This is a genomic window from Acanthopleuribacter pedis, assembly GCF_017377855.1.
GTDB classification, from domain to species: domain Bacteria; phylum Acidobacteriota; class Holophagae; order Acanthopleuribacterales; family Acanthopleuribacteraceae; genus Acanthopleuribacter; species Acanthopleuribacter pedis.
The window spans coordinates 1-12,322 of sequence record NZ_JAFREP010000069.1; the positions used below are offsets into that span (position 1 = coordinate 1).

At 55.9% G+C, this 12,322-nt stretch carries 8 protein-coding genes; 2 read left to right on the top strand and 6 right to left on the bottom strand.

All coding sequences use genetic code 11. The annotated features are described in order from the left end of the window. Positions 1 to 341: 341 nt before the first annotated feature. The 3 genes from J3U88_RS33605 to J3U88_RS33615 form a co-directional block, all read right to left on the bottom strand. Entirely contained in the window at positions 342 to 974 is a 633-nt protein-coding gene (locus J3U88_RS33605) for a sigma-70 family RNA polymerase sigma factor (RefSeq protein WP_207863604.1), read from the bottom strand. A 19-nt stretch (positions 975 to 993) separates the two neighbouring features. Next, positions 994 to 1,770, bottom strand: coding sequence for an ankyrin repeat domain-containing protein (locus tag J3U88_RS33610; RefSeq protein ID WP_207863605.1), 777 nt, complete (start codon positions 1,768 to 1,770; stop codon positions 994 to 996). 457 nt (positions 1,771 to 2,227) lie between these two features. After that, positions 2,228 to 5,221 (bottom strand): CHAT domain-containing protein, encoded by a 2,994-nt coding sequence (locus tag J3U88_RS33615; protein ID WP_207863606.1) that lies wholly within the window; start codon positions 5,219 to 5,221, stop codon positions 2,228 to 2,230. Between the two features lie 1,764 nt (positions 5,222 to 6,985). Between J3U88_RS33615 and J3U88_RS33620 the strand changes: the two genes are divergently transcribed. Then, positions 6,986 to 7,180: a hypothetical protein gene (locus J3U88_RS33620; RefSeq protein WP_207863607.1), complete on the top strand. Its 195-nt coding sequence runs from the start codon at positions 6,986 to 6,988 to the stop codon at positions 7,178 to 7,180. Between the two features lie 1,310 nt (positions 7,181 to 8,490). On the opposite strand, the gene J3U88_RS33625 is transcribed toward J3U88_RS33620, so the two are convergent. From J3U88_RS33625 to J3U88_RS33635, 3 genes are all read right to left on the bottom strand, one after another. Then, positions 8,491 to 8,814, bottom strand: a complete 324-nt coding sequence (locus tag J3U88_RS33625) for a hypothetical protein (protein WP_207863608.1) — start codon at positions 8,812 to 8,814, stop codon at positions 8,491 to 8,493. A gap of 677 nt (positions 8,815 to 9,491) precedes the next feature. Continuing rightward, positions 9,492 to 10,589, bottom strand: a complete 1,098-nt coding sequence (locus tag J3U88_RS33630) for a DUF932 domain-containing protein (protein ID WP_207863609.1) — start codon at positions 10,587 to 10,589, stop codon at positions 9,492 to 9,494. A gap of 2 nt (positions 10,590 to 10,591) precedes the next feature. Beyond that, the gene (locus tag J3U88_RS33635) at positions 10,592 to 10,846 is read right to left on the bottom strand and encodes a hypothetical protein (protein ID WP_207863610.1); all 255 of its coding nucleotides are present in this window, start codon (positions 10,844 to 10,846) and stop codon (positions 10,592 to 10,594) included. Between the two features lie 498 nt (positions 10,847 to 11,344). On the opposite strand from J3U88_RS33635, the gene J3U88_RS33640 reads away from it, so the two are divergent. Then, positions 11,345 to 12,322 (top strand): hypothetical protein (locus J3U88_RS33640; protein ID WP_207863611.1); only part of this gene is annotated, 978 nt, incomplete at its 3' end.

Below are 12,322 nucleotides of genomic sequence, written 5' to 3' on the forward strand. Positions count from 1 at the left end.
TACCAGGAAAAAACAACAAATGGTTGTGGAACAACCGTTTGCTCTGGGTCCCCGGGGGTTCCCGTCGTGCAGGCCGCCGGAGGCGCCGGCCAAACAATCCCGAACCAAACGCAATGAATCAAAACGATCCACCCCGAACCAAACGCAATGAATCAAAACGATCCACCCCGAACCAAACGCAATGAATCAAAACGATCCACCCCGAACCAAACGCAATGAATCAAAACGATCCACCCCGAACCAAACGCAATGAATCAAACCCATCCACCCCCACCCAAACCCAATGAATCAAACCATCCACGGGGGGCCGGCAAGCGTCTAAAGAGGGCGTTCCGGTCTGATCAAATCATCCGTGGTTGGAGTTTGCGGCCCTCGCGCATCGCGGGCGCTTCCTTTTCGGTTTCGGGCGGCAACACGCCGTTTTTGCGCAGGCAATGCAACATCTTTAATTTGGCGCGAAACACCTGGCTTTTCAGCGCGGAAATGTTCATGCCCAACTGCTCCGCCAGATCTTTTTGCGGGATTTCGGCCACGAACTGCTGCTCGATGTAGGTGCGCTGGTGTTCCGGTAACTGGCGCAGGCAACGGTGCACCTGGTGCATGTCCTGTTGCGAGGAGAGCTGCGCTTCCGGGGTCAGGTCGCTGTCTTCCAGCTCGTCCACAAAATCTTCGACCTGCAGGCTGTGGTGTTTGGGACGCCGGTAAAATTCGCGGATCTTAAACTGCGCAATGCCCAACACCCAGGAAACCAACTTCTCGTGTTGTTCCAGGGAATCGAGCTTGCGGGCAACCGTAATCGAAACCAATGAGAACAGTTCCTCCGCATCGTCGCGGTTGTTCGCGCGCGAGCAGAGGAACGCCCATAAACTGTTGCGGTAGGTATCGTGGATGACGTCGAAGGCGTCGCGGTCGCCTTCGAGAAATCGTTGAATCCATTCAGAAATGGTTGTTTTGGCGGCGTTTTGGACTTTCACGGTTGTTGACTCCTCGTCCTCAGTTGGTGGGTTTTCCGGTTGGTTGATTAAGCTGTGCGGCAATTTCTTCGTAACCGTAGGCCTCGGCCAGCGCGGCGGCGGTTTGGCCGTCGGCGCTTTGGGCCGTGACGTCGGCGCCCAAGCCAAGCAGCGCGGTGACGGTATCACCCTGGCCGTGCTCAGCCGCGATCATTAAGGGCGTTTTGCCCTGCTGATCGGTCTGGTTCACATCCAGGCCTTGGCCGATGATCCAGGTAACAATTTTGGTTTGGCCGACCCGTGCGGCGTAGTGCAGCATCGGGGTTTGGTCGACGGCGGCGGCACGCAGGGCTTCGACGTCGGCAAAGGTGCTTTGAATTTTGGCCAAATCGCCTTGTTCGATGGACTCGGCGATGGTGGGTTCGGCCGTGCCGCGGTAGGCGGGACCGGTCGTGGTTCCGTCCTGCAATGCCGTAGGCAACAGGAGCACCGCGATCAAGACCGCGGCGGCCAGGGCGATTGGCGCTTGAAATCGGCGCCAGACCGGGCGGATCACTTGGGCTTCGCCGGGCAGGGGCATGGTTTGGTAATTTTGGGGTAATTTAAAAGCCGGGATGGGGGGCAAGGCGCGACCGGTATCGGTCAACAGGTGCTCGACCTGAATCAGGCCGTTCACTTTTTGCAGGTCGCGGTCGGACAAGCGGCCCGCGCACTGTTGTTTGACCTCGGCGGCCGACTGGGTTTCCAAAAGGTCGTTGACTTGCTTGGCGGTCAGGGTTTCGTGGTTCGGTTCATCCTGGGATGTGTGTTGGGTCATGGGTGACTCCCTAAGCGATAATGCGCAGGATCAAAACCAGCCTGCTTTCTGCTTGGTAAGTGACGGTCGTCATCAAAAGGTTGTGAAAATTGTTCATGACTCTCTTTTCGGCGGCAAGGGTATTTCCGTGAACAGGATGGTTTGGTGATGTGGGGCGGGATGCGGCTGGGCTTTGGGGCCCTTTTGGACTGATACCCGACGCGGATGGAGCCGTGGCTCCGTTGGGTTCTTCATGTTTTTTCGAATGTTTTCAACCGATGGACCGAGACCCATTTTGTATTTGGAAAAGGCGCATCGGCGTGGCGGCTTCATCCGCGGCGGGAGAGGGTGAGTCCAAGCGGAGGTTGGGCGGAAAAGGGGGAGAACAGCAGGGCCGGATCCTCCAATCATCGTAAAATCCTGAGAAATAAAAAAGCACAAGCCATGCCTGTCCCAACCACTTCCATCAAAACCATCCTCAATACCAGTCGCCGCTCAATTGGAAGGCGGCCCAGTAGTTGGGGTGGCCCCAGCGGGGGTGGTCGATCATGCTGTTTTGCGCGAAACGCAACGCTTTGTCTTTGTTGTCGCCGCGGCTCAAGGCCGCGTAGAAGTGGTTCATAAATAAGGAAGTGGCTTGGTCCTCGACCCGCCACAAGGTGGCCACCACCGAATGGGCGCCCGCGATGTGAAAGGAGCGCGTCAATCCCATCAACCCTTCGCCGCCCATGTCGTGGCCCAGTGCCGTTTCACAGGCCGACATCACCACCAACTCGGCGCCCAGGTTGAGTTCCTGGATTTCCCAGGTCGCCAGCTTGCCGTCGTGTTTGTTGCTGGGCGTCAGGATCAGCGCCGAGTTCATTGCGTCCTCGGGATCAAATAAGGCGTGACCCGCGAAGTGGATCAGGTCTACATCCGCGGCGACCGCGCGCACCTGGTCCTCGTTGGCCGCGCGACCCTCGTGGACCGTGGTCCGGTCCGGGAAACGTTCGGCCAATTCGGCCGCTTCACGGGCGCTGCCCGGCAAGTCCGGTAAATCAAGGGAAGGGGCATGGTCGGGTCGGGCGAAGGCTTCGACCCGTGCGTTTTGCGCCCAGTCCGTGCGGGTTTTGCGGCGGCTGAGGTCGTCGATGTAAAAGGTGCCCGACAACGCCACGTGGATCGGCTGCTCCTTGGCCAAAAAGGGAATCTCCTCCCAGGATGCAACCGGTTCGCCCGCGCGTACCAGCGCCGCAAAGGGCAGGACCGACAGGCGGCCGTCCGGGCAAACCACCAGGCGTTCCGCCTGGTGGATGCGTTGTTCCAGGGGTTGGAGCAGCATGCGGTACAGCCGTTGCCCGCGTTTTTGGATATCCTTCACCGTGTTGGGTTTGACGCTGCGCAAGGCTTTGCGGTAATCCTCAACCTGGCGGGACAAGGCGCGACGGCCGGCCTTGGGCAGCGCCGTCATCGTCAGCCCGTTGCGGCGATCCAGCGCAAACGCGAGGGTTTCTTTTTCCAACACACAGAACGAGATCAGCAGCGTGCCCGGATCCAGGCGTTTGCGGATCTCTTCCACCTCGAGCCATTGCTGATCGCGCAAGACTTGCAGCGCGCGCACACCGCTGCCGCGTCCCAAACCGTTGAACAGGCGCCGCAGTACCGGACCTCGGAAGCGTTCGTTGGCCCCGAAGGCGCCTTCCAAATCGCCGCGTTCCGCGCGCAGGCGCACCAGATTGCGGTAGCTGTCGGCCGCGGATAGAAAGAAGTTGGCCTGCACGAATTGGTTGCCGCCCAGAGCGTCCAGTTGTTTTTCGTACGCCTGCGCCGCCGCTTCCCAGGCCGTTTCCGCCGTCTTCAGATCGTTCAGGTCCATCAGGCAACGGGCTTTTTCGCCCAGCAGCGAAGCGCGATCAAAGCCGGAAGTTGTATCGTCCGGTAACACGTCCAACGCCGTCTGCAGCAGCTTGAGGCCGCGTTGCGGCGCGCCTTGTTTGCGGGCGACCTCGCTTTGCAGGCGGAGGTTGTAGGCGTGGTAACCGCTGCCCGCTTCCAGGTCGGTAAGGGCCGCGTCCAATTCCTGTTGGGCCGCGTCCAACTTGCCCGCGTTCAGGTGGACATAACCCAGGTTGTTTTTGGCCAGCGCACGGTAGAAGGTACTTTTTTCGTCGTCCAATCCGGCCAGGTTTTGCAACGCCGTTTCCAGGTAGCTTTTGGCCGATTCGAGATCGCCTTCCTCCGCGTAAAAGGCGCCCAGCCCGTTGAGCAATTCAACCACCGCGCTTTTCTCCGCCACCTGTTCGGCCCAGCGCAGCGCTTCAACCGCCGCGTGGGCCACCGCCTCGCTGTTTTTGCGGTCCATCGAAATAAACACCAATTGGGTGTAGCGACGGAACATTTTTTCGGCAGGTTGGTTCGGGTGTTTTTCGAGGATTTCGAGCGAGGCTTTTTGGAAGGCCTCGGCATCGACCAGGCGGCCTTGCAGGCGGGCCAGCGAGCCGCGGTTGTAAAGCGCGTTGGCGCGTTTGGTCGCGTTGGGGGTGACCGCCGCGTAAAGGGCCGCGCTCCGGCCGTAATACCCGTCCGCCGCGTCGTATTGGTTGCGGTTTTTGGCGGCGACGCCCAAGTCGATGTAAATCGCCGCCAGGAAGGTGGATTGCGGGGCGATCTCGGTCAGCATGTGCGCCGCTTTCTCCCAGTGTTGTTGGGCTTTGACCCAGTCGCGCTGCATGCGGGCCAGGTGGCCGAGGTAGTGCTGGTAGCGAATTTCGCCCAGGCCGGCGAAAGGGCTTTTTTGGTGGGCCTGTTCCGCCTCGATGAAGAGGGCCTCGGCCTTTTCAAGTTGTTTGAGGCGTAGGTGAAGCACGCCGAGCCGGTTGGCGATGCGGCCGCGAACCGCCGGGTTCTCGGTTTTTTTGAGGAGTTGGTTGAGGGTAACCACCGCATCCTCGTTCAGCCGACCTTTTTCTTGGATCTCAGCGATGTGGTGCAACAGCCAGCGGGTGTGGCCGGGGTAAAGGCGCAGTTCTTCGAGCAGCTCGCGGTGGGCGGCCACCGCCGCGGCAAGGTCGTTGTCGGCGCGCAGGCCTTCCGCTTTCAGGAAGCGGGCCTGAAGCCGTTTGGGGAGCGGTGCCTGGACCTGGATGTTGCCGCTGCTTTGATCGTAGAGGACCTCGAGGTGTTGTTCACCGCGTAGCACGCCGAGCAGGAGCGGGGCGTGGGCGGGGGCGTGGTAGGCTGTGACCGCCCATTCGGGGACGTCCGCGAGGAGGCGGGGCGGGGCGGCGGGTCGGTTTTCGTAGCGCCAGGTTTGGAGTAGGTCGCCGGGAAGCAGGCGCCGTTGTGGGTCGTCGCTTTCGATGCCGGTGGTGACCAAGAGGCCGGCTTGATTCAATACGGCCGCCTCGTCTTCATGTTGGCCGCAACGGGTTAGGGTGATCAGGGCAAGCAGGAAGATGAGACGGGAGGCGGGGTGTGCGAAGACAGCAATCATGAAAGGGATCCTATCGATCACCCGGAAAAACCGCGGTGGTGTGTGACCGAGGCCGGGTAGAAAGGGTCAACCGCGCGACAGTCGCGTGTTGTGCGGTTGGTTCGCTGAGAAAGGGTGACCCATGGTTACCCGGAAACCGGGGCAGGGGTCAAGGCCCTTTTGGTGAGAACGCTGGGAATAGAGTCCAACGAAAGGTGATCCAAGGATACCGCGATTGGCGTGAATGAAGCAGCCCTTGGGTGATAAATCGCGGATAACTTTTCGGCAAAAAAACCATTTTGTTGGCTAAAGCACACTTGGCCGTTTCGGCCGGCCCGCGCCGGCCGGTACCCGCATGCCGGGGTGTTGCTGGATTGAAAACGGGGAATGGGCGGGCGTTGCACGTGTGAAAACGGGGCGTGGATGGTGATTGCACGTATGAAAACGGGGCGTGGATGGTGATTGCACGTGTGAAAACGGGGCGTGGATGGTGATTGCACGTATGAAAACGGGGCGTGGATGGTGATTGCACGTATGAAAACGGGGCGTGGATGGTGATTGCTGGGTGGAAAACGGTTGGTGGGCGGTGATTGCGCGTTTAAAAACGGTGTGTGGATGGGCTTGGATCCCGCGAACCCCGACGGGGTTCGAACACCGCCAGGCGGGGACCACCATTCATTTAACCGCGAGCCGGCGGCGAGCATCTTTTGGTTGCACTGAAGGTGCATAGGCGCTTGCTTTTGAAGCGCCGGTGATTTCAGCCCTGACCAAATGGTTGTGGAACAACCTAAAAGAGCTAAGTCTAAGTAGCTGAATTTATTTCGCTTATAGATATCTTGAAACTCGTTGCCGACATTTTCTCCTACATCTCGTCAGTTTTCACTGAGCCGATTGTTTTACACAATGTTTGCATAGATTATGGCGTGCCGGGAACATTTGCGTTAAAGATGGGTAGGTGATTACCTGGAAATGGCGGCTCAAGGGGAAATGCGGAACCTTTTTAATCCTTCGGTTGCCTGTCAGTTGATGTTGTTCCGATGACTCAGTCTCGCCCCGTGACCGCGCGACGCCGGTCAGTTCCGCGCGCTTCCGTCCTCCCGACCCCGAACTTTTTTGGAGGAACCCACCGACTTAGCGGTAGAACTCGGCCCCCGCCGGTGCTATTCCTGAGCTGTGGCGAGCCACGCGGCAACCGTTGCTTGGCCGGCGCAAGTGTTCGGTTCACCAAGGTGCTCGTTAGCCGCGACCAGCGAAGCCGCAATCGTCGCTTGGTTGGCGCGAGCGCCCGGTTTAACCCTGTGCTCGTGAACAGCGACGCGTCACCCTGCGCCGGATGCGTCCTCGGCGCGATCACGCGGTAAAGTGGGGTACCCATGAGCGCGACACCGGTCGCTTCCTCGGCGCGATTGCGCGTTAAGGCAGGGTACCCGTGAGCGCGACACCGGTCGGTTCGGCGCGCTTCCGTCGTCTCGGCTCCGAAATGTTAAAGGCTGAAACCTCCGATTCACCAGTGGAACTCGGCCCCGCCGTTGCTATTCATGAGTAGTGACCCGGCACGCGGTAGCGAGTGCTTGGTCTGCGCGAGTACTCGGTATATCCCGGTGCTCGTGAGAAGCGACGCGTCACGCGGCACCGGTTGCGTCCTCGGCGCGATTGCGCGTTGAAGAAGGATACCCGTGAGCGCGACACCGATCGGTTTGACGCGCTTCCGTCGTTTCGGCCCCGAACTGTTTTAGGTGAAAGCCAGCGACTCGCCAGTGGAACTCGGCCCCGTCGTTGTTATTCATGAGCAGTGACGCGCCACGCGGAACCCGTTACTTGATTGACGCGAGTACAGGGATCACCAGGGTGCTCGTTACCACCGACGAGCCAGGCGGCAACGGCCGCATGGTTGGCGCGAGTGCTCGGTTTACCAGGGTGCTCGTGAGCAACGACCCGGCACGCGGCAACGGTCGCTCCCTCGGCGCGATTGCGCGTTAAAGCAGGGTACCCGTGAGCGCGACACCGGTCGGTTCGGCGCGCTTCCGTCGTCTCGGCCCCGAACTGTTTTAGGTGAAAGCCAGCGACTCACCAGTGGAACTCGGCCCCGCCGTTGCTATTCATTAGTAGTGACCCGGCACGCGGAATCCGTTGCTTGGTTGGCGCGAGTACGGGGATCACCAGGGTGCTCGTTACGAACGACGAGCCAGGCGGCAACGGCCGCTTGGTTGGCGCGAGTGCTCGGTTTACCAGGGGGCTCGTGAGCAACGACCCGGCACGCGGCAGCGAGTGCTTGGGCTGCGCGAGTACTCGGTAAATCCCGGGGCTCGTAAGAAGCGACGCGTCACGTGGCACCGGTCGGTTCGACGCGCTTCCGTCGTTTCGGCCCCGAACTGTTTTAGGTGAAAGTCAGCGACTCGCCAGTGGAACTCGGCCCCGTCGTTGCTATTCATGAGCAGTGACGCGTCACGCGGAACCCGTTACTTGGTTGACGCGCGTACAGGGATCACCAGAGTGCTCGTTACCAACGACGAGCCAGGCGGCAACGGCCGCTTGGCTGGCGCGAGTGCTCGGTTTCCCACGGTGATCGTGAGCAACGACCCGGCACGCGGCAGCGGGTGCTTGGTCGGCGCGAGCACTCGGCAAATCCCGGTGCTCGTGAGAAGCGACGGGTCGCGCGGAAACAGCCGCTTCCTCGGCGCGATTGCGCGTTAAAGCAGGGTTCCCGTGAGCGCGACACCGGTTGGTTCGACGCGCTTTCGTTGTCTCGGCCCCGAACTGTTTTAGGTGGAAACCACCGACACACCAGTGGAACTCGGCCCCGGTCGTTGTTATTCGTGAGCAGCGACGAGCCACGCGGCACCGGTTACGTCCTCGGCGCGATTACTCGGCTCATCCCCGTGCTCGTGAGACGCGATCAGCCGCGCGGCAGCGGGTACTTGGACGGCGTGAGCTCGCGGTTCAACAGGGTGCTTGTTATCAGCAACCAGCCGCGCGGCGCTGGTTACTTGGTTGGCGCGAGCACACGGTGCACCATGGCGCTCGTGAGACGCGTCGAGCCGCGCGGCGCCGGTTACTTCGCCGGCGCGAGTACTCGTCTTGTTCCGGCTCGGGAAAGGCGAGGAACCACGCCGCAACGGTCAGTTCGCGGCTTGATCGTCATTCCGGCCCCGCCCGTTTCGAGGAAGAAACCGCCGATTTGCCGGTGGAACACCCCGCCCAGTCGTTGGTATCGCCGCAAAAGCGAGGCCGAGGCCCCGCTATCCCAGGTAAAGACCACCTTTTTAACGGCCAGGCCCGTACATTGTCACTTAATAGAAAAGGATGCGGATGATATCCATCAGCATGATCAGCACGATAAAGGAGACCATGAAACCAGGCAGTAAATAGTCAATGAACGAGGATGGGGCGATCATTTCCCAGTCGCCAGTCATCCCTTTCTGAAGAATCCGGCCAATGCAAAATGGGGAAATCATGCGGTAACAGCCAAAGGTAAAAAACTCTAGTAAAAGGTATTTGAAGAACGGGATAACCATAAGCTGGTAAAGGAGATAGAGCGGGCCAAAGATAAAGAACATCGTCATGGGGAGCGTGAATTCACGTTGAAGATTGGCGTCTCGGTTCACAAAAATCATGATTGCACCTCGAAAAAGGGCGGACGCGGCCGCCCCGTATTAGTCGGGCTATAGACCTGAGAAAAGATGATTGTTCAGCCGGCTCACCCCAGAGAATCATGCACGGCTTTATGGTATACAGGGTATTTCTCTTGCAAATCACTGTCTTTAAGGATCAGCTACCCAGTGAATGGTTGTGGCGTTAGCCGAAGGTATGGGGGCGCCAGATATTAAGCAGCCGCTTTCAAAGGGTGCTGTCTCGGGTTCTGGTAATAGCGATTGCTTACTGAGAATCACGTGGGTTACAAGGCGGTAGGACAGGGCTTGTTGAACATCGTTCTGAGCAGAATAATAGACAAGTGGCTGATTAAACGCGGTTATCTAGTTTTTAGGGTTGAGGATATTTGTCATTAAAATCAGCAAACGTATAAGGCACCTTTGGGGGCGCGATAGCAAAACCTTTCGGGGCGAATCTTCAAAAGGTAAGTCTAGTTGGATCGGTGGCGGAAGCTTTCCGGTATTTTCGTAGAACCGGAGGCATTCAAACTCTTTCTTGAACTCGACTTCGATCTCTCTAGAGTAATTTTGAACTAGTTTGAAGGTGCTCCAAGCCACGGATACTTCTTTAGAGGTTGAATACTGAACAGGAGACATAAACACCTCGCTTTAAAATGATGGCGGCAAAGTTCGAAAAGTTGCTAGATTTCAACCATTGAAAGAACGCGATCAATAGCGTTATCTTTAGGCGTTGTTTTGACCATAACGGCAACAGGTGAGGAATAGGAGTTCCCTACGTTATTATAAGCAAGCGGCAGGCTTTCAGCAGATTCCATAATGACCTGCATAGCGTGGTTCTTAAATTGATCCCCGCTTCCGAACATCGATGAGCGCGAGCGCGCCATTTTTTGAGTCATGTCACCTGTAGTTTTGGTTCCTCGAAAGTGGTCGCAGTATTCAGTGGTTGCGTTGAGTAGGTTCAACGCGGTGCCGCGTAATGCAGGAATCGCATTATTATCATTGCTCTCAAACAGACGGACAAGCTCTGCCACTTGGTTTTGTGCTTTACTAGATCTTACTTGATCTTCTTTAGAAGGAAACAAGCGATCAATTACAGAAAGAAATGATTCTTTGTTTATTCTTTTCGTGGCCAGGAAGTTTAAGCGTTCTTCAAGCTGTTCGATATTTGATACAACATCTTGAAAGGTGTTTGCAGCAGCATCTACCCTTGCGATAGCGTTCTTTCGATGACTGACAGAAAACTTTCTTTGTGTTTTTTGACTCAATGCTAGATTTAGGGTGTTTTGACACACCACCCTTGTTGAAGTAATTCGAACAGAAAAGGACGCTGAACCGTCGTGACTCGTACTAAACAGTAGAAAATTTTCGGATTTATCGTCAGTGCCTTTGATTTGAATAGCTCGGTTGATATCCACGAGCCCCCAAACCTTTTCGCCTTTACCAAGGGCACCAGCCGCTTCATAGTGAGCACCGTTCTGAAAACCAATAATTTGGTCAAGCAGTTCGAAACCTCGTTGATGCTGAATCGGTTCGTATCGTTCACCAACTTGCCCTAAACACTGTCGCGTGTCCATTCTGAAAACGCCAAAGCCATCAGGCTGCATCGTGAAAGGATTAAGTAAGGCATGTTTTTCCACTTTGAAGTCTAGTTGGGCTTTTTCTGCAATATCCGCCCAGGTCATAAATTCGCCTGTGATTTGGCCGAGCTGATGCCAAGCAGGCTTGCGACTAGCAAAAGCATATTGACCGATGCGTGAGATGTTTAAGTTGTGAGACATTTTCATTCCTCCATGTTTTCAAGATGTAAATTATTATTGCAGGCTTTTGTTGATAAAAACAAGCGTGCCTTAGATATTACAAAGGTAGCTTTGTGATATATTCCTGGAGCAGGCTTTAAGAAGCATCTTTTGAATGCTTTATTTGTGCGGCGTGCTCTCTCTTGACTTTCTATATTATAGTATTTTTGCGGCGCGATTTCAGTGAAAAATACTAATATATCAACATGGTGCTTTCCGGGAGAACCCTTGGCGTACAAGGGTTCTCGTCGAGATAGTGGCTTAAAAGCAAGCCGATGCAATAGTAACAATATAGTCTTTATTGAGGCTTTTTATTGAGATTGATTAAAGATATTCAATGCCTACGAAGCAGAAAAGCCAAACTCGCCCGCGGCATTGCAGTTCGAGCGCGAGCACTCGCCCTGCGCACCCAAGGATTTTCGCCACCGTTCGGCTTGCCGCTCTACTCGCGCCGCACGATTGATTTCGTGCCGGACCAGCGGTGAGCCGAAACAGCGGCCGTGTTTTGCGGGTCCGCGACGAGCCGAGGCTCGACTAGGCGCCACGGGCGAAGGCACCGGGGCCGGGGTGTGGCGGCAAGGCCGGTTGTACCCAACAAAATGGACATTTGTGCAGCGCAAAACCCGTGCTTTACGCTTATTGAGGAGCAAGGAGGGTTTTGTTGTGTACAAAACGATTTGTACGGCCTACAAATATCAGCCGTACTCACTACGTTCGCACGGTCAGGGAGAAACACAATGTGGCAAGATAAGTTGATACCCCATTTGAAGGACACTGCAGAATACAGCAGGCAGGATATCTTGGATCTCCTGAAGACCCTAAACATTGCGAAAAGGCGCTTACCTGGCGGATTTCTAAAAGTTGTCGGCTGGCAAGATGGCGATAAACAAATCTCCGGTCAGATTCTAATCGCCGGCTTGCGAGCCTATAGACCCGTCCGTGGTCGCCGGCCTACCGCCGCCGAAAAGAGAAAGTGCATATCACGCAAAGTTCGGATCACCAAAAAAGAGCGTGAGTTTATCTCTCTCGTGGCCAAAATCCACCATTTATCGGCAAATCAGTTTGTCTTAATGCGATTGCTCGACACCCCACTGCCAAGGCCCCAGGAAGGCCGAAATATCGAAATTTCCCATTTTCTGAAGCGCATTAGTGATGACCTTAGTCAAATAGAAGATGTAATGCGCGACGGCAGAATAGAGCCAATAGACTTGAGCTTGCTTTCTTCAACCAGAACAGCGCTTGGCAAGATCCAAGTTTCTATCGCGAAAATTCACAGAATCGAGTTTGAACCTCCCCCTTTCAAGGAAACACGGTCGGTTCTGTTTAATTTGATGGTTTCAAAAGAGGAAAACGAAATATTAGTTTCGAAACTAAAACATAAAAAGTTTTCAAGTGCCTTTCGAGAAAATGTCTTTTTTAGTTCGATCTGGGAATACTGTCGACCGGTTTCAAGTGCGCTCTACAATGACTTAAAAAGCCAGCAATGGTACTTGAGCAAAGTTCCAATAAACCTTCGTCTGGGTATAGAGGCGGATGCAAGTGGAATTATAGAGGACATTAACACAACCCTTGTGCGGATCTCTAGAGACAATGCCGTTAAGTTAAGAACCAAAACGATAGGAAAATGGGCTAGCGGTTTGATTTGTAGCCAGGCGCGAAAATTTGAATCTTCACGATATATCTGCCTGATGCTCGCCTCTTCGCCGTTCGGCCGG

Bases quoted from the DNA above. Each gene is read 5' to 3' on its own strand.
- J3U88_RS33610 (WP_207863605.1), bottom strand. From the start codon at position 1,770: ATGACCCAACACACATCCCAGGATGAACCGAACCACGAAACCCTGACC.
- J3U88_RS33615 (WP_207863606.1), bottom strand. From the start codon at position 5,221: ATGATTGCTGTCTTCGCACACCCCGCCTCCCGTCTCATCTTCCTGCTT.
- J3U88_RS33620 (WP_207863607.1), top strand. From the start codon at position 6,986: ATGAGCAGTGACGCGCCACGCGGAACCCGTTACTTGATTGACGCGAGT.
- J3U88_RS33625 (WP_207863608.1), bottom strand. From the start codon at position 8,814: ATGATTTTTGTGAACCGAGACGCCAATCTTCAACGTGAATTCACGCTC.
- J3U88_RS33630 (WP_207863609.1), bottom strand. From the start codon at position 10,589: ATGTCTCACAACTTAAACATCTCACGCATCGGTCAATATGCTTTTGCT.